This window comes from Alteromonas portus, from assembly GCF_005117025.1.
Lineage (GTDB): Bacteria > Pseudomonadota > Gammaproteobacteria > Enterobacterales > Alteromonadaceae > Alteromonas > Alteromonas portus.
In genome coordinates this window covers 222,616-247,378 of record NZ_SWCO01000009.1, presented here as the reverse complement: position 1 = coordinate 247,378, position 24,763 = coordinate 222,616, and the positions used below count along the sequence as shown (strand labels likewise).

17 protein-coding genes are annotated in these 24,763 nt (G+C 44.1%); 9 read left to right on the top strand and 8 right to left on the bottom strand.

What is annotated here, in order from left to right; genetic code table 11:
* Window positions 1–754 precede the first annotated feature (754 nt).
* Both E5672_RS16510 and E5672_RS16505 read left to right on the top strand, forming a co-directional pair.
* On the top strand, window positions 755–1,789 hold the full coding sequence (locus E5672_RS16510) for a hypothetical protein (protein WP_136783211.1): 1,035 nt from the start codon (window positions 755–757) through the stop codon (window positions 1,787–1,789).
* 93 nt (window positions 1,790–1,882) lie between these two features.
* On the top strand, window positions 1,883–3,016 hold the full coding sequence (locus tag E5672_RS16505) for a protein NO VEIN domain-containing protein (RefSeq protein WP_136783210.1): 1,134 nt from the start codon (window positions 1,883–1,885) through the stop codon (window positions 3,014–3,016).
* A 12-nt stretch (window positions 3,017–3,028) separates the two neighbouring features.
* Here E5672_RS16505 and E5672_RS16500 read toward each other — a convergent pair whose 3' ends face one another.
* The 3 genes from E5672_RS16500 to E5672_RS16490 form a co-directional block, all read right to left on the bottom strand.
* Window positions 3,029–3,601, bottom strand: a complete 573-nt coding sequence (locus tag E5672_RS16500) for a tyrosine-type recombinase/integrase (RefSeq protein ID WP_240692264.1) — start codon at window positions 3,599–3,601, stop codon at window positions 3,029–3,031.
* Window positions 3,602–3,888: 287 nt separating this feature from the next.
* Window positions 3,889–7,182, bottom strand: a complete 3,294-nt coding sequence (locus E5672_RS16495; RefSeq protein ID WP_136783209.1) for a DUF3427 domain-containing protein — start codon at window positions 7,180–7,182, stop codon at window positions 3,889–3,891.
* Complete coding sequence (locus E5672_RS16490) at window positions 7,182–7,796, bottom strand: class I SAM-dependent methyltransferase (RefSeq protein WP_136783208.1); 615 nt, start codon at window positions 7,794–7,796, stop codon at window positions 7,182–7,184. The genes E5672_RS16495 and E5672_RS16490 overlap by 1 nt, the downstream gene beginning before the upstream one ends.
* A gap of 182 nt (window positions 7,797–7,978) precedes the next feature.
* Between E5672_RS16490 and E5672_RS16485 the strand changes: the two genes are divergently transcribed.
* The 3 genes from E5672_RS16485 (at window position 7,979) to E5672_RS16475 (ending at window position 13,968) form a co-directional block, all read left to right on the top strand.
* Window positions 7,979–10,072: a TonB-dependent siderophore receptor gene (locus E5672_RS16485; protein ID WP_136783207.1), complete on the top strand. Its 2,094-nt coding sequence runs from the start codon at window positions 7,979–7,981 to the stop codon at window positions 10,070–10,072.
* Window positions 10,073–10,594: 522 nt separating this feature from the next.
* Window positions 10,595–13,321, top strand: coding sequence for a TonB-dependent receptor plug domain-containing protein (locus tag E5672_RS16480; RefSeq protein WP_240692263.1), 2,727 nt, complete (start codon window positions 10,595–10,597; stop codon window positions 13,319–13,321).
* A 128-nt stretch (window positions 13,322–13,449) separates the two neighbouring features.
* Window positions 13,450–13,968, top strand: a complete 519-nt coding sequence (locus E5672_RS16475) for a hypothetical protein (RefSeq protein WP_240692262.1) — start codon at window positions 13,450–13,452, stop codon at window positions 13,966–13,968.
* Between the two features lie 72 nt (window positions 13,969–14,040).
* Here the strand turns inward: E5672_RS16475 and E5672_RS16470 are convergent, their stop codons facing one another.
* A complete protein-coding gene (locus E5672_RS16470) occupies window positions 14,041–15,261 on the bottom strand; it encodes an acyl-CoA dehydrogenase family protein (RefSeq protein ID WP_136783205.1) in 1,221 nt (406 codons plus the stop codon).
* Window positions 15,262–15,482: 221 nt separating this feature from the next.
* On the opposite strand from E5672_RS16470, the gene E5672_RS16465 reads away from it, so the two are divergent.
* From E5672_RS16465 to E5672_RS16450, 4 genes are all read left to right on the top strand, one after another.
* Complete coding sequence (locus E5672_RS16465) at window positions 15,483–16,418, top strand: LysR family transcriptional regulator (protein ID WP_205676502.1); 936 nt, start codon at window positions 15,483–15,485, stop codon at window positions 16,416–16,418.
* Window positions 16,419–16,604: 186 nt separating this feature from the next.
* Window positions 16,605–17,366 carry an MBL fold metallo-hydrolase gene (locus tag E5672_RS16460; protein WP_136783203.1) on the top strand — a complete coding sequence of 254 codons (762 nt, stop codon included), beginning with the start codon at window positions 16,605–16,607 and terminating at the stop codon, window positions 17,364–17,366.
* 250 nt (window positions 17,367–17,616) lie between these two features.
* Complete coding sequence (locus tag E5672_RS16455; RefSeq protein ID WP_136783202.1) at window positions 17,617–19,005, top strand: YcjX family protein; 1,389 nt, start codon at window positions 17,617–17,619, stop codon at window positions 19,003–19,005.
* On the top strand, window positions 19,005–20,138 hold the full coding sequence (locus E5672_RS16450; protein WP_136783201.1) for a YcjF family protein: 1,134 nt from the start codon (window positions 19,005–19,007) through the stop codon (window positions 20,136–20,138). The genes E5672_RS16455 and E5672_RS16450 overlap by 1 nt, the downstream gene beginning before the upstream one ends.
* 155 nt (window positions 20,139–20,293) lie before the next feature.
* On the opposite strand, the gene E5672_RS16445 is transcribed toward E5672_RS16450, so the two are convergent.
* The 4 genes from E5672_RS16445 to E5672_RS16430 all read right to left on the bottom strand — a co-directional run bounded on the left by E5672_RS16445 (window position 20,294) and on the right by E5672_RS16430 (window position 24,762).
* Window positions 20,294–21,520: a threonine/serine exporter family protein gene (locus E5672_RS16445; RefSeq protein ID WP_136783200.1), complete on the bottom strand. Its 1,227-nt coding sequence runs from the start codon at window positions 21,518–21,520 to the stop codon at window positions 20,294–20,296.
* Window positions 21,521–21,705: 185 nt separating this feature from the next.
* Window positions 21,706–22,755 carry a YHYH protein gene (locus E5672_RS16440; RefSeq protein ID WP_136783199.1) on the bottom strand — a complete coding sequence of 350 codons (1,050 nt, stop codon included), beginning with the start codon at window positions 22,753–22,755 and terminating at the stop codon, window positions 21,706–21,708.
* A 118-nt stretch (window positions 22,756–22,873) separates the two neighbouring features.
* On the bottom strand, window positions 22,874–23,995 hold the full coding sequence (gene thiH, locus E5672_RS16435; RefSeq protein ID WP_136783198.1) for a 2-iminoacetate synthase ThiH: 1,122 nt from the start codon (window positions 23,993–23,995) through the stop codon (window positions 22,874–22,876).
* Window positions 23,992–24,762 carry a thiazole synthase gene (locus E5672_RS16430; protein WP_136783197.1) on the bottom strand — a complete coding sequence of 257 codons (771 nt, stop codon included), beginning with the start codon at window positions 24,760–24,762 and terminating at the stop codon, window positions 23,992–23,994. Before E5672_RS16430 ends, thiH begins: the two co-directional genes overlap by 4 nt.
* Between the last annotated feature and the right edge of the window lies 1 nt (window position 24,763).

Here is a 24,763-nt window from a genome sequence, read left to right as displayed (position 1 = left end):
TTCTTTTAAAAACTCCCTTTTTGAAATATGTAGCATCGCTTATGAAGTTTAGTTTAGCTCGGTTATGCTTGGAATTTTGGTGCTGCTGTCTTGCGCAAACTGACTTAACGCGCTTAGAACCTCTCGCGCTGCAGCTGTGCCTGATGGCCCCTGACGAGGGTTTAATTTTCCGATAACAGTAACAACACCAAAATCTTATGGATTAGTTGGATGCCAAGCGCTTACAACACTATCCGGTAAGCTCGCTTCGAATGGGTATTGACTAGAATAATCGCTAAACCGATTCAATCTAACAAAGACATCAGTACATTTTGCTTTACCACTGGTAAACAGCTTAATCGAAGTCGCTCTATCAACTGATACAGGACCTGTATACCGCCCCATTTCGTAAGTTCCATATTTGCCCTGCTCATATGTCCCTACCATTAGCTTCTGGTTTTCTACGATAAAGGAAAGCTTTAGTTGATGGTTTTCAACTTGGTAAAGGAGCTCGTCGGTGGTGACGTTGAAGTGTTGGAGAAGCTCTTTGAATCGATAGTAAATTTTATGAGTAATTTTTAGAGTGCATTACGTTTTGGCTGTTTGTCTTTTTGTATGAAAGAGCATACACTGGTTATGAAAATAATAACTTTATATTCAATAGCATCGTGATGTAATAATAGGGAGAAATTACTTAGTTATCTAGTCTAGAGATGGTTTAAAAACTAAGGTTTTTTGATTTGTGATGATTTTTTAAAGTTTATTAGAGAGAAATATGGATTTTTTAAAAAAAGGATTTTTGATTTCTACGCCAGTAGGACTTTACTACTTTATTGTTTACTGTTTAACAGAAGGTATACCGTTTCCTCTCGATTTAAGCGATCTTCCAGCCTTGCTAACAGCACTTGGATTATTGTGCTTATTGATATCTGCCTTGATAATATCATATGCCACACTTTCTAGCTATGTTCTGCTTGATCCTCTGAATATAGGATATAGCAAGATTGTTTCTGCATCATCCTTTAAAAACATTCAGGGTAATAAAGCGTTACTAATTAATTACTCGGTTTTTTACGCTCTAAATCCCGTAGTGCTATTGTTCTTAGTACTTAGTAAATCTGAATTCACCTCTTTTATAATGATATTCAATAGCTTTTTCATTCCCTTGGCTTTCTCTTATTACTCATTGTCACCGAAGCGGCAGCTGTTCAAGGGAGAGTGGAAAATCGATAATTTTACGTTCATTAAATTTGCAAAGATATCTATTACATTTTTCTATATAAATTTATTTTCGCTAATCTCAGGTTTTTTAGCTATAAAGTATATTCTATTTTCCTTTGATCTTGAGAGTGATGCTGCAGCCATTATATCTTTTTCTATCGTGTACTTTCTTAGTTTCTTTATATTTATCCCACCAGTTGAAAAAGATATTAGTGAAAGAATAAATGAGTTGGGAACGAAAAAGGTTCTTTACAAAGAACTGTTAAGATATCCAGTGTCATATATATATTTGATTCTATTTTTAGTTTCACTTATTCCTAATGTTTCATATAAAACAGCTAGTTCAGCATTTAATATTTTAAATGTAGGTGGCGGCGTGGAGCGCAATTATTACTATTCAATAAATTCAAAAATTACGGTTCCTCCAGAATTATTGAAAGAATGCGTTGATGATAAGAATTACTGTGTCACTAAAAAGGTCGTAGTAATATTAAGCTTTGGCGGAGTTTTATATGTTAAAGATCGTGAGGAGGGTTTAGTTTATTCACTCCCCTCTTCTCATTTGTATATGATAAAAAGTATGAGGTGATTACAGAAACTCTTTTTAAGATTAAATTATTTAGATTTTTGTATAGGTAAATTCGAAATGGTTGAGTAAAAACTAAAGGGTTTTGTATTTTATATGAGTCAGAGAAATGAGCCAAAAAAAGATTTGCTCCACTTTTCGAAGCAGTATGACGAATCTCACGCTAGCAAGGCATACTCTGCAAGAGGTGAATTCATATCAAAGTTCCCAATAGCATCGCTCAATAGAATGAAGTTAGATAGCTATGTCGCTGGAAAGGGAACATATAGCTTTTGTAACGCAGTAGAGTCTAGAACTGATGGCTGGGCCAGAATAAAAGGCGCAACTTCCTTCAAATTTGGTGTCTATTATGGTGTTACAAAAAGTGATAATACTAAGAAGTACCGGTTTGCGAGGAAGTTCGGAAGCGAATACAAACAAGCTTTTCATAACGTCAGAAAAAGCTTGTTGAAATTACTTGATGATGCCAAAAGTAAGAGTTTCCAGCAAATAGATGAAAATCCTATTTCTCAAATGTTCAAAGCTAAAATAATTAGTCTTTATTATCCTGAACTCTACATAAATATTTGTAGTGAAGAACATCTTAGAGAATTAGCTCACCTTAAAGGCTTCCCCGATGGCCTGTGCACAAGCCACTACCAAAACTTACTTATCGAGGATAGGAACGAGAATACCGAAAGTAGCTCGTGGAGTAATCCCAAGTATATGAAGTATTTGTACAAGAAGTATATTAGAAAGACTTTGTATTCTGACGAGAAGATGGCTTTTAGAAAGCCTAACAAAAAATCTGAAAAGGAAGTGGATTTTGCGGAAATTCAAAAGGTACGGGATGAACTAGGTAAAAGAAGTGAAGATTATGTTTTAGAGTGGGAAAGAAATAGGCTTATAGGTATTGACTGTAGTGATCTAGCAAACCGAATTATAAATAGAACCAAGAATCCCAAATATGGCTATGATTTCTTGTCGTATGAATCTGATGGTAAGGATAGGCTGATAGAGGTTAAATCTATCGCAAAGCTGAAAGCTAATGGAGAAGAGACTTTTCGCTTCTTTCTATCCGAAAATGAAAAGTCAATTTCAGAACAATTCTTGGATAGCTACTATTTTTACATGGTGAAATTCGATAACAAGCTTAACCCTATAGACCTTTATATAAAGAAGGCTAGTAAGTTATACGAAAATGCCGAGATAGAACCTTGTGCGTATAAGGTTAGATTTTCAATTGAATAGAACTACTAATTATTAGATAAGGTTCACTGCCGCAGCTTTATGCTCAGGTGCCAAATGTGCGTACCTGAGTGTCATGTCCAATGAGCCATGCCCTAGCAATTCACGAGTAGTATTCAAATCTGCATCTGCCATTACAAGCTTACTGGCAAAGTGGTGACGTAAGTCGTGAAAACGAAAATCAGTAATCTTTGCCGCATTCAATAGCGCTACCCAAGCCTTTTTGAATTCGGTAAGCGGTTGTCCATTTTCACCTTCAAACACCCAACGCACAGTTTCACAGTCTAGTTTCCAGTTAAGCAAAGCTGATTTAGCTTTTGGATTAAGCGGGATATGTCGCGCTTTACCGCTTTTGGCATTAGCTGCTCTAACCGTTACGAAATCCCGTTCGAAATTTACGTCAGCCCAAGTCAGATTCAATAGCTCACCTTTACGTATGCCTGTATTCATAGCCACGATAACTAAAGGCTCAATATGGTCGGCGTAGGTGCGGTTGCTCAAATCTGGTAGAAGAGGGTAACAACGTTCTGAACGGTGCTTGTTACAATTTTCTCTATCCTTCTTGATACGATAATCTCTGGCAGACATTGCCCGTTTAAGCGCTTCTTCTTCCTCAAAACTGAGATAGCGAATACGGGTATTAATGTAAAGGCTGGGATTCGTGCCGTACGTGCATAGTCAAAAGGTATACGTGATTTTTTATCTGTAATTTTGTTGTAGCAAACGGCGAAAAGTATCACTAACGCAAAGGGGAAAAGAGATATCGCCATTACGAAAAGTATTTCCATGTACAGTCCTTGTTTTAAAGCACTTTAAAATTTTAAGTTGAAATGATGAGTCCGCGAACCTGTGCATTTATTTAGATTATTCAAAACTTAACCTAGTAACTCCCAAGTCACATTCATCGGCTTTTCACTCTCATGACTAATATATTTCACCTCGCCATAGAACATAAAAGGTGAAGCTGTTTTCCCTCTCAATTTGCTCTCTCGAACGAAAAGGTAAACGCGGCTACCTAATTTCTGGTGTTCAACTATTTCTCTTCCACGCTTGTTACTTGGTGAAGTACTATTTTGCGACTGCCAATGAAAATGTTTATCGTCAATAAAATAATCATGGTACTGATGTTCGCTGCCTTTCCCTTGTTTGTTTAGGGTAACCAGCAAAATTTGAACATTCTTTTCTTTGAGTACGACATGCCCCGATTGCCAATTACCAGGATTGAACTCTTCGTTGAAAAGCGGAGGGATCTCTTCGCGCATTAGTTCTTGCCCTACAAAAAGCTCAAGCGGGTCGACTTTTCCTTTTAGGCGCGCGAAGGTCACCATTTCTTCACTTGCTATGAGATCATCGTAATCTGGATTAGCTGCTCTCAGAGTATAAGAGCCATCAGGATTTTTGAGTACTTTCCTTAGCAAATATTGATTGTCGCCAGTTTCATCCTGCCTTTCGATGGCTACTGTTGTATTGCTAATACTACCAGCATTATTTGGTGTGATTTGCTCTAAAAGCAGGTAGTCACCATCATAAATAGGGTTCTTACCGCCGTTCATAGAATTACCAGATGCACGAGCGATGAAATGTCGAGAGTTGTCTATATTTCCATAGCCATATGGTGCATTTACAAGTTCGGATGCCTCCGCATTGCCCGTTTTGAAATGCCCGCAAGCTATTTTGATGTCAGGGAAAAAGGGAAGCTGCACTTTCTCGGGAAATTGAACAATGTTGTTGGAAGAAGGGGACGCTATAGCTAACTTCTGATATCTGTATTTGGCAAGGCGCTGGTTATTAACCTCAACGGTCATTGCTAAAAACAAATCATGTTGAATTGCTGTGATACTTTGCTTGAAATGAAATTGCTGATTACTAATGCTAAACCACGAAACCTTCGATTCAGGTTCTTCAGTACACCAAAATTTGATTGGGTTGCTACGCCAATGCACTCGCCACTCAGATTTACTTAACGAGGCTAATTGTTGTTTACTTTCCGGTAAATCTGAAATCCATTCTGGGTTATCCAAAAACCACTGTCGTGCCCATTCTGCTAAATCATCAACACTTACCTGCGATTGAAAAGCTTTATGCTCAATCATCGTGGAAAGTAACACCAGTTTGTAGCACTTCGAAGTACGAGTAACAGCTAGGTCTTTAAACCACTGTAGGTGCTCTTCAAGCACTTCCAGTTCGTCAGCTTTGAGGTCGCCCTTGCTATCAACAAACTCCCACCATGATCCCCTATTTCGTCTAAGCTTTTCTAAGCTCGCGCCTGACTGATAGAACTCTGTATAAGTAGGCCTTCTACCTAAGGTTTCTTTTAACTTATCGTATTGGATGTCAAGCTCGTCTTCAGAGAGGCTTGTTAGGAAATCGATAAACTCTAAGTCAAAGTTTACGTAACAACCGGCTGGAAGTAGTTTATTGGCATTTTTGGCAAGGTCGATTATTTTTCTGCGGTTTTGCGGTCCATCTATAATGCTAGCTAATAACATTTCGGGGCGGTTTAAAAAGCTATGATGATTACCCACAAAATCTAAAATAATTAGCCTGTCCTTACCTTCGCTTTTACGAAGGCCTCGGCCCATTTGCTGTAGAAAAAGTATCTTCGATTCAGTAGGCCTAAGCATTAATACGGTATCTATCTTCGGTAAATCGACGCCTTCATTGAATAGGTCTACCGAAAATAATATTTTAATTTCGCCGTTGTTAAGTTTTTCTAAGGCTTCGCTGCGCGTAAGTGATGAGTCCGAATGAACACTGGCTGCTGCGACACCTTGTTGATTAAAGTAATCTGCCATGTAATCTGCGTGTTTGCGCGATACGCAAAAAGCCAGTGATACATCTTGCGACTTAGTTTTCCACTCAGTGAGAACATGTTTCGCACGGCCTTTGGTCGCTAATTTATTAGATAGCTTTTCAGGGTCGAATTTACCATTGCGCCAAGGCAGGTGCTCGTAGTCTACTTCTTTGTCGAAAATGCCGAAATAAGAAAAAGGACACAACGCATCAGCTTTGACTCCATCGAACAGGTCTTGCTGGTAAATAAGATTGTTGTCGCATAGTTTGAGAATATCGCTACCGTCAGTCCTGTTCGGTGTTGCGGTTAAACCTAGCAAAAATGACGGCGTGAAATGTTGCAGTAAACGTTGGTAACCACCCGCTGCGGCATGATGAAACTCATCTACAACAATATAATCGAAAGCATCAGCATGAAATTTAGCTAGATGAGACGACTGTCCTATTGTTTGAATGGAGGCAAACAGAAAGTCATATTCTTCATCCTTTTTCCTTCCGCTGTATCGACCTACCTTTTTATTTGGGTGTATCTTAAGAAAGCTAGCCTCTGCTTGAAGTAAGATCTCTTCTCGATGTGCTACAAAAAGTACTTTTTTAGCATTTATCTGCGCAGCATCAAAAGCCGCTAGGTAGGTTTTACCCATACCTGTTGCTAGTACTACTAAACCTTTTTGAACGCCTTCTTTTCGGGCCTGACTAAGCGCTGTTAAAGCGTTTGCTTGGTGTTCTCTTGGCTCCGGAATTTCATGCTCTTTTTCATCTGGCAATGATGCAGCAGATTGAATTGGTGTAACAACTCTTGCTGTGTTGTACCTAATTTCGTAATCAGCTATTAGGTCATAAGTTAATGGCTTAACTTGGGGTAATGTGAAGAGGTAGTGATACTGCTCTCGGATTTCTTCAATTCTGGCTATGGCTTCTTTGTCGTTATGATTTGGGTAATCAATTCGATAGTTCCACTCTATACCGTCGGTAAGTGCCGTTTTACTGATGTTACTAGAGCCAACGAACGCTCTAGCTGAGGTTAGTACTTCGCCACTATTTTTAACAAATATATATGACTTCAAATGAAAGCTGGTGGCTTGCTTACTTTCAAAGATTTGGATGTCAGCGCCCCGTTCTTTAAGCAGCATTAAACGCTTTAAGGCTTGTGGCTCAGTTATGTTCATATAGTCAGAAGTCAGCAATGATAACTTCACATTGCGCTCTTCCGAATTCATCGCATCTTCAATGTCTTGAATGATAAGGTTTAGGCCCGACATACGAATAAACGAAACTGCTATTTCTATACTTGTAGCGTTTTTTAGGGCGTCGCGAATCTCATGTAGAAGGTATTGCTTGTTTCTACCGGTAACCAGATAGTTTGTAGCAGTCATTATCCCTTCACCACTTCAACAGTAACCCACTTCACATCATCTCGCTTCAACCCATCCTGACTAGGAACTGGATTTAAATTGCGTGTAGTTAGGCCGGTGCTCTGTGCTAACGTCGCTAATTCCTCATAGCTAACTGGGTGCATGGGCCGTTTTTCGTCATTGGGGCCGAACCGAAGGCTGATATACATGGTTCCATTTTCTGAAAGCAATTCTGCTAACCTTTTTAACGCGGGTGGCCTTTCATCTTTAGGCAAGTGCATCCATACCGCTGAAAGCAGTATTATGTCGTATGTTTTTGGTGCTTGGGGTAGGGCAGTCAGAGCGGGTAAGCTGGCGTTACACCATGTAACACTGTTATGGGAATTGGCTTGTGCTAAATTTCTTAGCTCATCAGCAGGCTCTGCTGCTGTTACTTTCCACCCTTGTTCGGCTAACCAGTTGGCGTCGCGGCCACTGCCAGCGCCTACGTCTAGCGCATTACCTTTATTGGCGTTTTGTAAGAATGCTTTCCAATCGCTATGTACATTCTCAGCTTCTACTGAATTGTACAAATCGAAATAGTGCTGCGCTTTTTCGCTGTAATGCGTAATGGTGTTTTTTGTACTGCTGGTCAAAACGTCGATGCCTCCCTGATCTGAAGTACAGATTATCGCATTAGGCTTTGCGCAGCCAGCGTTACAGCATTTCTCCAATGATTGCTTCGTAAATAATAACAGTTATCATTTAAATTAACTTTAAGCTGTTTTATACTTCTGCCCGAAAAACCAACCCTTCAAAACCAATAACAGAGAAAACCATGAAATTAAGCAGTTTATTTGCACTAACGCCTATCGCGTTTGCATTGTCGGTAAATGCGCAAACTACGCAAAGCGATACGGTAGAAGTTAAAGAAGCAGACGTTGAAAAAATTCGTATTGTTGGCGTTCGTCAAAACCGTGTTAGCCGCGGTGCAACGGGCTTAACCATGGAAATTAGCGAAACGCCGCAGTCTATTAGTATTCTTTCTGAAGACCTAATGCAGTCGTTTGGTGCGTTTAATATTAATGACGCGCTAAAGCTTGCGCCGGGTATTAATGTAGAAGAGTGGGAAACTAACCGTACTAACTATACGGCCCGTGGTTTTGAAATTAAAAACACCCAAATAGACGGTGTGGGCTTGCCGAACGACTGGGGCATTGTTACCGGTTCTGTTGAAGCTTACGGTTATGAAGAAATTGAAGTTATTCGTGGTGCCAACGGTCTTTTAACCGGTGTGGGTAATGCGTCGGGTACCATTAACTATGTGCGCAAGCGCCCAACTAATGAAGAGGGCGGTGAAATTGGTGCAAGCATTGGCTCGTACAACTTTAAGCGTGTTCAGGGCGACTATTCAATGCTGCTTACTGAAGACGGCAGCTGGGCAGCACGCGTAGTAGCAAGCGTTGAAGATAAAGAATCGCACCTGGATGGATTAGAGAACGATCGCAGCTTCGTATACGGTGTTATCGACGGTCAGTTAACCGATAACGCTACCGTAACCTTTGGGTTGTCTTACCAAGATGCTAATACCGACGGCAACACCTGGGGCGGCCTAGTATTTAACTACACCGATGGCACCCAAGCCGAGTGGGACATTAGCGATACCACGGCCCAAGAGTGGACGAAATGGGATACCGAAACTACCAATGCGTTTGTAGAGCTAGACTATGTATTCGACAACGATTGGCAGCTTCTGCTTAGCTATAACTACCGCGACTTTGAAGATCAAAGCAAACTGTTTTACGCCTACGGCGCAATTGATAAAGACACAGGCTTAGGCCTTGTTGGCTGGCCGGGACGTTACGACTCTGAGCGCGATTCTCATCTTGTAGAAGGCCGTGTATTTGGTGATTTCGAGCTGTTTGGCCGCAATCATGAAGTGAACTTTGGTGTAAGTCACGCTACCAGCGACGATGTGTCTTATGCTCATTCATTTGACTATGCTACTACGCCTGCATTTGGCCCAACGCCTGCGTTCCCTTATGCGTTAGATGCTATTGCCGAGCCTGAATGGCTAGCGGCTGCTGAGTATTCAAATATTGAACAAACCCTAACGCGTTACTTCGGTTCTGCGCGTTTCAGCGTTACCGATGAAATGCATGTTATTGCTGGTTTCAACGCTATTGATTTTGAGCGTACAGGGCAAAACGCAGGCGCGGTTATCGATAACTCAGAAAGCGAAGCCAGCCCTTACGTTGGCGCTACTTACGCGGTAACAGAAGACGTGAACGCATATGTAAGTTATTCAGATGTGTACCAGCCGCAAGAACAGTACGACATTAACGGCCAGTACCTAGACCCAACAAAAGGTCAAAACTTTGAAGCGGGCGTGAAAGCCCAGTGGTTCGACGACCGTTTATTAACAACGTTCGCCTACTTTACTGCAGAGCAAGACAACCTAGCCGCTTACGCTGGCACTAACCCAGAAACCCTGCAGTATTACTACGAAGGCGTATCGGTAGAGTCTGATGGTTTTGAAATTGAGGTGGCCGGCCAAGTAACCGATGCTCTGCGTGTTAACGCGTCTTATACCGCTATCGACGTAGAAGACGAGCAAGGTAACGATGCAAACCTATGGGCACCGCGCGACGTAGTAACCTTCCAGTTAGCGTACACAGTACCGCAAGCACCAGAGGTAGAAGTAGGCTTTGGTGGCCGTTGGCAGTCTGAAATAAGCAATGTTGATTACAACGTTGAACAAGGTGCGTATTTCTTGGGTAATGTGTATGCGTCGCAAGCCTTTTCTGAAAACCTAACCGTTCGCATGAACATTAATAACATCTTCGATAAGAAGTACATTAACAGCCTACATACTGTGGGCTACTACGGCGCAGGCATTAACGCGCAGCTAAGTGCTTCATATAGCTTTTAATTAAAGCGCTATATCTCAACAAGGGCAGTTAATCTTTAATGGTTAGCTGCCGTTTGTTGTGGTTTGTTACCGCGTCGCTTTAAACTTAATATCATGCTCACAGTGTAAATGCATATCTAGCGAAATACTGTGGGCATTTTTGTTTTTGGCGTTTTAATTGCCTTGCATGATCTACTAACAACGCTATGCGCTTGTTTAACGCACAAAAGTGCGGCCATTAAAAACCTTAAGAATCGTTAATCCTTTTAGGCCTAGCGCCGTCTTCCGTTGAAAGCAGCGATAAACCACCGTTGAGCAAAATCGAAAAGGGGTATTATCCTAAAGGCTAATATAAATTACGCCCTATGAGTGATAATTATCTCATTCATGGTTCTTTTTTAGTTATTCCATTCTAATTATTTAATGTTTATTAGTGTTGCTGTCATGCACATGTATTGATAGTCATTTATAAGTATTACCCACGCCAATAATAAAAATATTAAAAACCATATATAAAACAACAAGTCTTGAAGGAGAAACACAGTGGAGCAAGGTAACGTCCCCAAGGGGAAAAAACTTAATCGAATAACCTCTGCCATTATTGCTAGTTCATTACCGTTTTTTGCGGCGATGTCAGCGCCTACTTTTGCACAAGAAGCAGAAGAAAAAGCAGAAGATTTTGAAAATATCATTGTAACCGGTACGCGAATGAGCAACCGCTCTGCAGCCGATTCACCTGTTCCGGTAGACGTAATTACCGGTGATGAATTCCGTCAAAACTCGTCTAGCGACGTGCAAGACATGCTGCGTACTAACGTACCGTCGTTCGATGTAAACACACAGCCAATTAGTGATGCGGCTACCATTGTGCGCCCAGCTAACATGCGCGGTCTATCACCTGATAACGTGTTGGTGTTGGTAAACGGTAAGCGTCGTCACCGCGGCTCTATCATTTCTTTCCTAGGTGGTGGTATTTCTGATGGCGCGCAGGGTGTGGATATTTCAGCAATTCCTTCGTTAGCGCTAAAACAAGTAGAAGTACTTCGTGACGGTGCATCGTCGCAATATGGTTCAGACGCTATCGCAGGGGTACTTAACTTCTTACTTCGCGATGATGATGAAGGTTTTGAGTTCCGCGCAAACTATGGTTCTACCTATGAAGGCGATGGCGACAACTACACTATTTCAGCTAACGCTGGTTTCTCGTTAGGTGCAGACGGCTTTGTGAACATCACAGGTGAAATTCGTGATGTTGAAGGTACCGTACGCTCAGTTGTGCGCGACGATGTTCAAGGTATGGTTGATGCGGGTTACTTAAGCCAGTCAGACTTTTCTACTATCAATACCTATACCAATGAAGTGCCACAGTATTGGGGCCAGCCAGACGTAGAAGACGACTATAAAGTTTTTATTAACTCAGCGTACGAGCTAAACGACAAAGCCGAGCTTTACCTATTTGGTAACTACGGTAAACGTACGGTTACGGGTGGCTTCTTCTACCGTAACCCTGTAACGGAAGGTAGCCAGCGCGGCGGTGTATACGCAGGTCCATTGGTTGACCCACTAACAGGTTTAGCCGACCCAGACGGCGTACACTCTGTGCTTGTAGGCGACCTTGATGGTGTTGGCGTAGGTGGAAGCTGTATTGACGGTATTCCAATTGGCGGTGAAGGCAATGTATTCCCAGATCCTACATTCCTAGCGCAAGTACAGGCTGACGATAACTGTTTCTCGTTCATTGAAACTATTCCAACGGGCTTTGTACCTCGCTTTGGCGGCGACAACGAAGACATGGCATTTACCGTAGGTGTACGTGGTGACTTAGAAATTGGTAACGGCTTGGGTTACGACTTCAGTGCGCAGCGTGGCTCTAACCGTACAGACTTCTTTATTCGAAACACTATCAACGCCTCGTTAGGCCCAGATACGCCACGTGACTTTGTACCTGGTGGTCAGGAGCAAACGGAAACCCTAGTTAACCTTAACTTTGTGTACGGTGTAGATGTAGGCTTAGCGTCTGACTTAAACGTAGCGTTTGGTGCAGAATACCGTAAAGAAGAGTTTGACTTATTTGCCGGTGATGAAGCGTCTTATGCCCTTGGCCCACTAGCTAGCCAAGGGTTCTCGTCTAGCTCTAACGGTTTTGGTGGTTTTCCTCGCGACACCAGCGCGTCGCAAGACAGTACTGCGGTTTATATTGACCTAGAAGCTGACGTAACCGAGCAACTAACCTTGCAAGCCGCGGTACGCCGCGAAGACTTCAGTGAGTTTGGCGATACTACCGACTTTAAATTAGCGGGTATTTTCCACGTAACTGACGACTTCCGTTTACGTGGTGCGTATTCAACTGGTTTCCACGCGCCAACAGCGGGGCAGGCAAGCATTACTAACGTTACCACGCAAAACGTGAACGGCGTGCTGATTGACCAAGGTACATTGCCATTGTCGTCAGCGGCGGGTCAGCTAGCAGCTGACTTCATTGAAAGCCAAGGCAACGGTCGCCCAGACTTAGGGCCAGAGGAAGCGGTTAACTTCTCGTTTGGTGCGTCAATTGATGTGGCAGACATGAGCTGGACCATCGATTTCTACAACATTGAAATGGAAAACCGTGTTGCACTAGGTGCCAACGTTAACTTCCTAGACGCGCTTAATTTTGCAGGTGGCGGTACAGACTACGCAACCGTATCTGAAGCGCTTACCGAGCTTGATGCGTCGGGCATTATCGACCGTTCAGACTTTATCGGTCTGGATGACTTGTCACAGTTCCGTTTCTTCTCTAACAGCTTCGACACCACTACACGCGGTATCGATATTGTAGGTAACTACAGCTTCGATTTATGGGAAGGTAATTCACGTATTACGCTAGCGGCAAACTACAACGAAACTGAAGTGGACGATGTTGGTACACTTAACCCAATTGGTGAAGGCCGTGTAGCTGCAATTGAAGACTTACTGCCAAACCTTCGCGGTAATATTTCTTGGACACATACGCAAGGCGCACTTCGCACTCTAGTTCGCGCAAATTACTACGGTGGTTGGGACGACACGGGTAACGGTGTAGATGGTATTGATGCGGCTATTTTGATAGACGTAGAAGCCAAATACTCTTATAGCGAAAATCTCGATCTTGTTGTTGGTGTGAACAACCTGTTCGACGAATACCCAGAAGAAAACCCAAGCGCAGGAAGCCTAGGTCAGCTTTACTCTGAGTCTAGCCCGTTTGGCTTTAACGGTGGTATGTGGTACGTGCAGGCACGCTATACCTATTAAGCTAACTCGTTAGTTTATAAACAAAATTGAATACCGCTTCTTGTAACAAGAAGCGGTATTTTTTTGACTGAAATTTGTTCAGGTGCTAATTTCAATAGCGTGAAAATAAAACAACGAGGATGTTGACTGTGATAAACGCACGTAAATACGGATTTCACGCTATAACGTTTTGGGCGCTTTTGCTGGCACTTGCGGCGAGCTTTCAGGTAACAGCCAAAAACGACAAAGAAAATGTAGAGCAAGTTGAAATACTCGGTCAAAAAACCACGCCTCAACTAAAGAAAGCCTTCGATGATCAGCGCTTCGAATTTTTAGAACTGTATAACAGCATTAATGACGTCGCTAAGTTCGATGTTGTCTGCAGATATCAAAAACCTATTGGTAGCAATATCGCCCGCAAAAGCTGTGAACCTCGCTATGTAAAAGATTTTCGGGCTATGAAAGTGCAATCATCTTCCACGAGCCCGGGTATCGACTTTAACCGTTTACCTAGCGACGATCATGTTCGCTTCCTCACAAGCAACACCCGACCAGAAGCCTTTGAGCATGTAGCTGCGCTCATTGCCACACATCCAGAATTGTTCGATAGCTTTGAAAAACTAGATGCGCTACATCAGCGCATTAAACAGCATGAAGAGAATAACTAGCACCGTCCACAGGTGTTCTAAAACTCATAAAAAATGCGGCTTAATGAAGCCGCATTTTTCGTATTTATTTTACTACTGATATTTTTTAAGCTCTAATCGAGACACCATGCCTTTGTGCACTTCGTCAGGGCCATCTGCTAAACGAAGGGCTCTTGCACCAGCGGCAAAGCGGGCTAGAGGGAAGTCGCTACACATACCTGCACCACCGTGAATTTGTAATGCCATATCTACTACGCTTTGTAGCATGTTTGGCACTACCACTTTAATAGCTGATATTTCGGTCATGGCGTGCTTAACGCCTAGATTATCAATCTTCCAGGCCGCGTGAAGGGTAAGCAAACGCGCTTGCTCTATTGCCATGCGAGCATCAGCCACACGCTCTAGGTTACCACCTAGGCGAATGATAGGCTTACCAAAAGCAACCCGCTCGTGGCCGCGTTTAAGCGCAAGCTCTAGTGCTTTTTCTGCCATGCCGATAGCGCGCATGCAGTGGTGAATACGGCCAGGGCCTAAACGACCTTGTGCTATCGCAAACCCTTTACCTAAACCCATTACAAGGTGTTCTTTACTTACGCGTACATTATTGAAGTGCATTTCGCCATGGCCGTATGGGGCATCGTAATCGCCGTAAGCATCTAGCATGCGTTTTATAGTAATTCCAGGTGTGTCTAGCGGCACTATCACCATGCTGTGGCGGCTGTGCTTGTCATTTTCTGGGTTCGATAAACCCATGAATATAGTGAAGGCAGCGTTAGGGTGGCCTAGGCCTGTCGACCACCACTTCTTACCGTTAATAACTACATCGTCGCCATCTTCGATAATGGTTGCGGCCATGTTGGTAGCATCAGACGATGCAACATCAGGTTCGGTCATGCCAAACACAGAACGGATCTCGCCAGCCAGTAAGGGTTTTAGCCATTTTTCTTTTTGTGCATCGCTGCCAAAGTGATACAGCACTTCCATGTTGCCAGTGTCAGGTGCATTACAGTTAAAAATCTCTGGTGCAAACAGGTATTTGCCCATGCGCTCTGCCATTGGCGCATATTCAAGCGTAGTAAGACCCTGGCCTAATTCAGCATCGGGCAGAAATAAATTCGCTAAGCCTGCTTCACGTGCTTTGGCTTTAAGCGCTTCAGTGCCAGGGTGCAGCTTCCAGCTTTTCCAGTCGCCATGGTTATTCTCTTTATGATGAAAGTCGTAAACTTCATTCTCGATTGGCGCAATATGCTCGGCAATAAAGTTATCCAGCTTTTCTAACAAGGCTTTTGTTTTGTCGTTATGTGAAAAATCCATAGGGTACCTTTATCTTTATATCGTTGGCTTTAATTTGTCATGCTTAGCAACAGCGCCTTCGAGCTTGGCGTCACGTATTTGGGTTGTTTATACAACGCACGCAAACCACGTTCATTGGCAAGCATTGAAGGTATGCAAAAGCTATTCGTTAGGGTCATACTAGAGAAACTTGCTTGGTGAATGAAATGAAATATAATCCTTAATTGGTGTGAATTTCATTCATGGTGTTGCTGGTGTTAGAAAACAGGCAATTTGAAAAGCTAGATTTAAACCTACTTAAGGTGTTCGAGGCACTGTGGCAGCACAGAAACATGACCCGAGTGGCCGAGGCACTTCATATTACGCCGTCTGCAGTTAGCCATGCCATGCGAAGATTTCGTGATATTTTAGGCGACCCGCTTTTTGTAAAAGAAAAACAAAGCATGCTGCCTACCGCTGCTTGCGAAAGACTAGCGCCCGCTATTCTAAAAGCCTTGGGTGAAATTCGAAAAGCACTGGGCGAGTTTGCCGATTTCGACCCGCTACACAGCCATCAGCGCTTTGTTATTGCCATGCAAGAGTCGTTAGAGTTAGGGGTTTTACCTGTACTGTTATCTACTTTAGAAAAGCAAGCGCCCAACATAGAAATAGTAAGTACTCGCTTGCGCCGTGATTCCATGCTGGCAGAGCTATCAAATAGAAACCTTCACCTAGTGATTGATATTGGGCGTGCGGTTGGTGCGCCTATTTCACACTCGCTGTTGCGGCGTGACACCTACAAAGTACTGATGAACAAGCAAAACCCTTTGGCACAAAATTTAGATAAGAAAAAGTATGTGGCAGCGCGCCATATTACCGTGTCTAACCGAGCTAAAGGCGCGTCGGTGGAAGAAATTGCTTTGCAACAGCTAGGCATAAGTCGGCCTTCTTTGTGGCGCTGTCAAAACTATCGCGCCGCGGCTGATGTAGTGGCCAGTACTGAAGCATTACTTACTTTGCCGGGGTCGGTAGCTGATGCGGTAACTCACGATAATCTAATTACCGCTAAACTGCCTTATCAAATACCTGCACTGGAAACACACCTTTACTGGCATAGCCAGCAAGAAGGCGAGCCGGGTTTGATGTGGCTAAGGGATTTAATGCTACACTTGTTCGCTGAATCTGGTCATACCAGATAGGTTCTGATAGGATTTATTTCAACTGCGCTGTTGGAATACAGGTATTCGCAGAGTGTTTATGCGGTGCCAGGCCATTTATTGCAGTAACCAAGGTGTTGCTTGTAAAGGTGTGCAGACGTAAAGGCTTAGGCCTGTTAATAAATAATGTTAGCAAGCGTTGCCAGGTCGGGTGAAAAGGAAGCGGTAATGAAAATTCACACATTAGCAGGCTACATACAGCATATTTATCTTGTTGAAGACAGCAACGGCATACTATTGCTAGATGGCTGTAGTCGAGCCGATGTAGACCAAGTTTGCCGATTTATAACACAAACGTTAGGGCGCCCGTTACAAGACCTAAAGTTGATTGTTGTTACTCACATGCACCCCGATCATGCCGGTGGTGCTATTAAATTGCGCCAGCGTACAGGCGCACAGGTGGCTTCTCATCCTAAAGCGATTAATTGGTATGCGGGCTTTGCTGGGCGTACCGCCCATGGTATCGATTTGTTATTAACCTGGTGGGTGGCAAACCGCATTGGTAAGCCAAGAATGCCTATTTGGTACAACCCAATTCTAGCGCCAGATATTACCTTTACCGACAATCAGCTGCTGCCGGGCTTTTCTGATTGGCAGGTAATGTACACGCCAGGTCATACCGATCATGACTTAACGCTAAAGCACATTCCCACGCAGCAGGCTTACATCGCTGATGTATTGGTACAAGTGAAAGGCGAACTAGTACCGCCATATCCTTTATGTCACCCAAACCAATATCGTGAAAGCTTAAAAAAGCTGGCGCAGTCAAACATTAATACGTTCTTTTGCGCGCACGTGCCGCCTACTAAAAAGTCAGATATCGATTTTGAGCATGTTATCGCGAATGCTCCACGTAAACCCAAGAACCACTGGCATTCCAGTAAAAACCGCATAAAGAAAAAGCTTTTTAATCGAACTCGCGAGCATTAATAGTTATTCCTGCATTCCCGCGCTTTGCTAGAAGCTTCGCCAGCGCCTTCTGAGTGGGCAATTATCTATGCCCACTGGTATTAAATGGCACTGCCCTTGCTTTTCGTCTTATTTAACCTCATTACTCTTATAACGGTCACTCTTAAATAAAATGAGAGCAGCTCCTTGCGGCACGTTGTTTTTGCGAATATAAGTTCGAAGGTAGAGGTTTAAGGCTATAGGAGCTGCAAAGGCAGAATACAAAACAATAATGCAGAAAAATATCGCTACACTTTTTGACAAAACTCGGGCTATGGCGTCGCTAACTGGCGACAAACTTAGCAGTGCGTTTAACAAAGAAACGCACCGGTTCACTATTACTGGGCTAAGTCGAAGTGGTAAATCTATGCTGTTCACCAGTTTAATCACTATGCTGAAAAGCCGAAGTGAAGAGGGTTATGCCTGCTTACCCTTGCTGCGATATTTACCGCCCTCCCAAGTGCTTGATATGCGTATAGAGCCCATAGAAGGCTATAAACCCTTTCCGCACCTGCAGAATATTGCTGATCTTGAAAACGGGCGATGGCCTAAAGCTACCGAAGAGGCATTCGGATTTAAGCTAGTGGTGCGTTTAAAAGAAACCGCGTCATTAAAGCGCCACGTGCTACCTCATAGCGATGTGGTGTTTGAGTTTATCGATTACCCCGGCGAATGGGTTACCGATATCCCTATGTTAAGTAAAACCTATGCCCATTGGTCAGACTCTGCGTGGGCACAGCTTAGCAGTGGGCCGCAGCAGTGTTTTGCCAGTCAGTGGAAAGCCTTTGTTAATCAGTTCGACTTCGAACAAGAGCCTACAGAAAAGCGTATTCAGCTATTGGTTAATGCTTATCGCGATTATTTGGTTGAAGCTAAAGCCAACGGCATATCCTTGCTGCAGCCGGGCAGTTTTTTATTGGAGTCGAGCGATTTTAACTGGCAGGCCTTCGGCTTTACGCCGCTGCCCTCCAGCATTACCAGCGACGTGTCGCACCCGTGGTTTAAAATATTTGATAAGCATTTTTCGAAGTTTCAAAGCGGGTGGTTAACACCGCTAAAGCAGTCCATCTTCAAAGAAACCGATAAGCAAATTATTCTAGTGGATTTGTTTGAAGGGCTTAACCACAGCAGGCAGCACTTATATCAGTTAAAGGAAACTCTGAGCCACTTGGCTGATACCTTTGTGTACGGGCAAAGTTCGTGGTTTTCCCGCAATGTATTGAAAAAAGAACAGATAGGCAAAGTGGCATTTGTGGCTACTAAGTCTGACTTGGTGCCGGTAAGTCAGCGCGATAATTTACTTAACCTGCTTACCCAAATCACCGAAGGGGCAAGAGCCAGGTTCGATGGTAAACCTATTCAGTTTGAACATTTTTTGGTGTCTAGCATGCAGGTCACTGACGATGGCAGTAATCCAGACGCTATTCGTTACAAAGACACCGATGGCCGTTATGTAGAATCTACGTTTGAGCCCATTCCCAGCACGCTGAAAGATATGGAAGAGGGTAGCCACTTCCCCGTACCTAATGTCAGTGTGCCCAGCGATTTTAAGGCACGAATTTTAGCCGGTAAGGGCGTAGACAGATTGCTTCAGTTTTTACTGGGCAAAGGAGAGCAATAATGAGCGATAAACCTTATACATTTGATGAAAGCCCAGAGCCGTCTAGCGCGCCCGATGCCATCAGTTCGTCTAATATGAGCAGCTCATCTAATATAAGAAGCGAAGCGCTTTATGGCGCTCATAGCGACCATAAAGGTAATGCAGGTACGCAATCTCAAACAGCGTCTCAAGGTGATCAAAAAACGAATTCGGTAAACAAACCGCAGTATAAAACCAAGGTTAAAACGCAAACCTTAGATATTGCCCAGCCTGAAACCAAGCTTCCACAGCAAGTAGCTGAAGATGTATGGGAAGTAGATGCGAAAAAGGGTGGCTTATCGTTAGGTGCTGCGACATTAGGTTTTGGCGTTATTTCGCTAATTGGCTTTTTTGTATTTGAAGCCTATACCACGCTTGCTGCCAATGTTTCTGAACACCCTATTGGAACAAGCGTTTTAGGGGCACTATTGGTGGGTTTTGTAAGCTGCTTTAGCTTTTTAAGCTTCAAAGAATGGCGCGGCTACAAACAGGTCAATACTGCGATGGAAGATGCCAGTGTTATCCGAGATTTGCTGGCTAATAGTGGTACAAAGCCTTCAGCGGACAGAGGAAGCTCATCAGCCGGTATGCCATCCTCGCCACAGAAAATAGACAGTGTGTTGAACCAGCACGGCAAGCGTTTTTCCCGTGGTTCTTACGCGGCCCATTGCTTCGACCGCTATAAGCAGCAGCTTCAAGATGACATGACTGGCCCAGAACGATTAGGCCTGTACGAAGATACGGTGCTAAAACCTGTTCAGGAAAAAGCGCACAAAGTGTTGAATAAAGAGTCGGTGACTGCCGGAAGCCTAGCATTTATAAGCCCTAATAATCTTATTCAAACTTTTGCTGTGGTATGGATTAGCTTTCGCACCATTCGTCGCATGGCACGTGTATACGGGTTAAGGCCAAGCACTGCGGGAAACTGGAAGTTATTAAAAGTACTGGCGCAAAACATAGCGGCACAGGGCGTGTTCGACTTGGCTACCGATGAAGTAGCTAATCAGATTGGCGGCAGCTTGTCGGCTAAGTTTATGGAGAATTCGGCTGAAGCCATTGCCGCCGGTGCGCTAAACGCTCGTTTAGGGCGAGCGTTGATCAAGCTTCTTAAATAGCGCTTTTAGCTACGCTGCCCACTACACTGATTTTGTTTACACTGTCTTTGGTTGCGCTGCTTTTGTCTGCCCTTGTTTAAAGAAACTTAGCACTAACAAGGCAGCGTTATAGCGCAACATAAGCTTAATTCTTTTAGGCTACTCGTGACGTGCTGTTACAGTGCCTTTTTAGTGGGCATGACTACGTTAGCAAAGATTAACCCCGCCACTAGCGACATGAATATAAGAAACACTTCTTGACCTAAATGATCGGCTTTTACAAAGTCTTGGCCGGTCATAAACGAATTCAGACCAATATAGGTTTTAGACCCCGGCACCAGCACAATAAGTCCGTGCATAGCCACAATAGTTGCCGGCTGGTTGGCTATGCGCGTAAATGCATTGGCAAAAATACCTAAGGCAAATGCACCCACAAACGCACCAAGACCAGGGCTCATGTAATCAGAGCTCCATGCGGTAGCGCTATAAGCAATAAACGCAGCTGCCAGTGCCCACGGAATGTGTTTAACTCGGGTTCTGAAAATGGCAACTAGTGCAATACATAGTAAAAATACCGCAAGCCAGGTAGCCCAATAAGGCAGGGATTCAGCAGGGGTATACACGTTTTCACCAAACACACTAAAACCTACCGAAACACCTAAGAATGCACCGAAATACAGTTTAAATAACTGCATTATGGCGTCCATTGTACGGGCCGTACCCGACACCATATTGCGAGATGAAAGCTCTGCAAGGCCCATAGTCAGCGCAAGCCCCGGCACAAATACAATGACCGACGAAAGCACAACTAGCGGAATATTGATACCTGGGTCAACGTACTGACCAATGGCGCAGGCAAGAATGCCTCCCACGAACGCGGTGACCGGCTCTAGCATTAAGTTTACGCGTTTAGATTGCAGTGCCCACAGGGTCCATAAGTAAGCCACAATGCCGAGCGCGGCCGACCAGCCAATTTCGCTCCAGCTTGCACCCATAAGCATAGCAAATGCGCCGGTGGCCATAGCAAAAGCAACACCGGTAACCCATTTACCATAAGGGCTACCCATGGCATCTATTTCATTTAAGCGCTTATCTGCTTCGCTCAATGTTAATTTGCCCGACAACAGTTCGCTGGCAAGCTCATCAGTTAGCGACAACGCATTCATATCTAGTTCGCCCGGAAGTAACCGCGCAGCATGATTGTATTCATCTTCGTGGCGGTCGCTCCAGATTACAAAAGTGAGTGACGTAGGGGTAGAAATAAATGATGCGTGCACACCTAAATACTTGGCGACTTCACCTAGATAAGCCTCAAGACGGAACGCAGGGGTACCGTACTTGTGTAGCATTTTACCTAGCTTCACTATAAATCTTCGAATTTGAATAAATTCAACGGTATCCAACGCACTGCCCTTAAGTTTTAATAACTTTAATATGAAATAAATAAGACAAAAAAGCCAGACACATAAGAAAAGTGTCTGGCTAAAATTTGGGCGGATTCTACGGAGGGTTTTACATGAAAGCAAAACAAATTTTTTATTTGTTTTGCCTTAAAAAAACTAATCCACTTGAGCGTAGTAAACAGGTTTTAGCCTTTCGGTGGCGGACCCATTTTGCCGTGCCCTTCGCCCCCTGGTGGAGGCCCTTTTGGTTTAACAGAGCAGTTGTACGTGTCGCCCTCTACAGAACAGCCTTGGGCGCCACTAAAGCAGCCAAGTATCTTATTCTTGCCTGGGTCTGCTGCATGGTAATGGTAGCCATCGATTTCATCAGAATGCCCGCCACAGCTATCTAACCCTTCAGGTTGGCTGCCGTCACTATTTAGCTGACCGAATACGGTGAAACCATCGAACGCAACACCAAGCAGCTTACCATTTGGTGATGAACTATCCTCATGCGCGGCGCAGTCTGTCATAGCATGGTAGTGATATCCTACAAACGGGTTAACGTGTCCGCCACAGTCGTCAAAGGGCGCTAGCGTGTGTGCGCCTAAAATGGCATCTACTGGGGCGGGTGCATCCATTTTCACCCCATTAAACGCTAAGCCCATTCCGCCATGCGCATCGAACTTTGCAGCTTTATCTAATTTTTGGGGGAAGGCGGGAATAACATACTGTTGCGTAGGTATGTCGTCTTCGAAATACTCAGGGGCGCACTCAACGCAATAATTTTGGTATTCTGGGTCTACATCAGGGCGAGCAGCTGCAAGGCACGCATCTTTGCTATCGGTAACTTTTACTTCGCCGGTCTCTGGGTTGTACAGCTGCCATTTGTCGTCGCTGTAAAATGTGGCTAGATTTGCAATAAATTCGCCATCTGCATCGTATACCTTGTTGTTGTCTAGCCAAATACCGCTGTCTTCAGCAGTGTCTTCAATATTTCTTGGGCACCAAGGGCCTAAATCGTGCCCAATTTCACGTTTACCCGGCACCGTAATTAAATAACACTGCGTTTCAGTTTTATCTGTTAACGTGCAGGGCACCAGTTCTTCGGCAACTTTAATGTCTTCACTAAAAAATGTACCTATACGTGAGCCAGTATTGGCGTCTTGGTCGTGCGAGTGCCCTTCAGGCCCGTGATCACCACATGCGCTTAATATCAGCAAGCCTGCGGTTAATAATGTAACGTTTCGTAGCATAGACCTTCCCTTATTTTATATACGATAGTAATAATAGGTTAGGCCTGCCGAAAAGATCGCTTTCTTTACAAAGATTTTGAATAGTGCGCTTAGTTTTCGTTAAGTGAATCTAGTTAAATTAAAAAGCCATCCAGTCTTTCCAAACCGGGTCTAATCCCCTCGATTTTATTGCGCCGACGACTTCCGGTACGGAACGACTGTCATCAATATCAAACTGGTTTAACGCCTGAGAGGGTTCACTATAGCCGCCAGGCTGAGTTTGCGATGCAGCACTCATTGATGTGATACCCAGCGGCATTACGCCATCTCTAAATACCGCCGACTCTCGGGTAGACAGGGATAGTTCTGCTTGCGGGTTAAAGATGCGATGAGCACATATCAGCTGCAGCAGGTCTCGTTCGTTAGGTAGTTTGTTATTGGTAAGCGCGTTGCCACCAGTGCTATTACCTTCGCAGCTTCTAAGGCGCGGAAAAGCAATAGATACACGGCTTTGCCAATAGTGTTGTTGTATCAACTTGCCGTGAAGAGCGGTCATAGCGCTATCAACTCTCCAATCACCTAAACCAAGTAACGCACCTATGCCTATTTTATCGATCCCCGCTTTCCCAATACGGTCGCTGGCTTCTAATCGCCATAAGAAATCCTGCTTTTTACCTCTAGTGTGGTAGCTGGCGTAGTGCTGGGGCGAATAGGTTTCTTGATATACCAGTACGGCATCTAACCCCAGTTGTTTTAACGTTTGGTATTGTTCCCATTTTAGCGGCTGCACTTCCATCATAAGGTAGCTTACCCTGTTGCGAATGGCGCTGAGGGTTTGCTCAAAATAGTCCATGCCCACCTTAGTTTCATGTTCGCCCGTAACCAGCAGCACTTGGGAAAAGCCCAAATCTTTAATGGCTTCAATTTCGGTGAGCACTTCGCTTATAGATAAAGTTTTGCGCTTTATCTTATTGCTCATGGTAAAGCCGCAATAGGTACACTCGTTGGCACACAGGTTCGACAAATATAAAGGCACAAAAAGCTGCATGGTATTGCCAAAGCGATGACGGGTTAGTGATTTTGCTCGGTTAGCCATGGCTTCTAAGTAGCTTGCTCCAGCTGGAGAGATCAGCGCCATAAAGTCATCGAGTGAAAGGGACTCTTTAACTAATGCTCGCTCTACGTCACTTGCCGTTTTGCTGTTTATCGATAAAGCAAAATGCGACAAATCTTGCTGCATTAATGCCTGTGCTACCTTCATAGTGTTGGCTCCAAAAAGGCAGTAAGTGGGCTTGAGGCCTGCGCCAAATCAGATGTTGCACCAAGCCCTGCTTCAAACGCTTTTCGACCAGTAACTACAGCGCTTGCAAAGGCCTCTGCCATAGCAACAGGGTTTTGAGCGGTGGCGATAGCCGTATTAACTAATACCGCGTCTACGCCCATTTCCATGGCCGCCATGGCTTCACTGGGCTTGCCAATACCCGCATCGACGATGACCGGAATAGATGATTGCTCAACAATAATTTGTAAAAAGGGCTTAGTTTGTAAACCCTGATTACTGCCTATGGGCGCGCCTAACGGCATAACAGCTACGCAGCCTACTTCTTCTAAGCGTTTACATAAAACCGGGTCTGCTCCGCAGTAGGGCAGAACGTGAAATCCTTTCTTTACCAGTGCTTCAGCGGCCAGCAAGGTTTCTATGGGGTCGGGCAGCAAATAGCGCTGGTCGGGGTGAATTTCCAGTTTCACCCAAGGGCTTCCCAAGGCTTCGTAAGCAAGTTCTGCAGCGAATACCGCTTCTTTGGCGTTCTTCGCTCCTGACGTATTTGGTAAAAGGGTAACGCCCAATGCTTTGAGTGCTGATAGGGTTTCATCTTGCGCGCTATGACTGGCTACCCGCTTCATTGCTAGCGTAACAATGCTACTTTGCGCTGCCTTAACCGCGTTTTTCATAATGCTTGGGTTACTAAATTTACCCGTGCCAGTTAATAAACGGGAAGGAAAGGTGTGGTTTGCGAGCGTTAGCATT

Bases quoted from the DNA above. Each gene is read 5' to 3' on its own strand.
- E5672_RS16485 (WP_136783207.1), top strand. From the start codon at position 7,979: ATGAAATTAAGCAGTTTATTTGCACTAACGCCTATCGCGTTTGCATTG.
- E5672_RS16510 (WP_136783211.1), top strand. From the start codon at position 755: ATGGATTTTTTAAAAAAAGGATTTTTGATTTCTACGCCAGTAGGACTT.
- E5672_RS16495 (WP_136783209.1), bottom strand. From the start codon at position 7,182: ATGACTGCTACAAACTATCTGGTTACCGGTAGAAACAAGCAATACCTT.
- E5672_RS16440 (WP_136783199.1), bottom strand. From the start codon at position 22,755: ATGCTACGAAACGTTACATTATTAACCGCAGGCTTGCTGATATTAAGC.
- E5672_RS16500 (WP_240692264.1), bottom strand. From the start codon at position 3,601: ATGTCTGCCAGAGATTATCGTATCAAGAAGGATAGAGAAAATTGTAAC.
- E5672_RS16450 (WP_136783201.1), top strand. From the start codon at position 19,005: ATGAGCGATAAACCTTATACATTTGATGAAAGCCCAGAGCCGTCTAGC.
- thiH (WP_136783198.1), bottom strand. From the start codon at position 23,995: ATGAAGGTAGCACAGGCATTAATGCAGCAAGATTTGTCGCATTTTGCT.
- E5672_RS16460 (WP_136783203.1), top strand. From the start codon at position 16,605: ATGAAAATTCACACATTAGCAGGCTACATACAGCATATTTATCTTGTT.
- E5672_RS16505 (WP_136783210.1), top strand. From the start codon at position 1,883: ATGAGTCAGAGAAATGAGCCAAAAAAAGATTTGCTCCACTTTTCGAAG.
- E5672_RS16455 (WP_136783202.1), top strand. From the start codon at position 17,617: ATGCAGAAAAATATCGCTACACTTTTTGACAAAACTCGGGCTATGGCG.
- E5672_RS16430 (WP_136783197.1), bottom strand. From the start codon at position 24,762: ATGCTAACGCTCGCAAACCACACCTTTCCTTCCCGTTTATTAACTGGC.
- E5672_RS16465 (WP_205676502.1), top strand. From the start codon at position 15,483: ATGGTGTTGCTGGTGTTAGAAAACAGGCAATTTGAAAAGCTAGATTTA.
- E5672_RS16470 (WP_136783205.1), bottom strand. From the start codon at position 15,261: ATGGATTTTTCACATAACGACAAAACAAAAGCCTTGTTAGAAAAGCTG.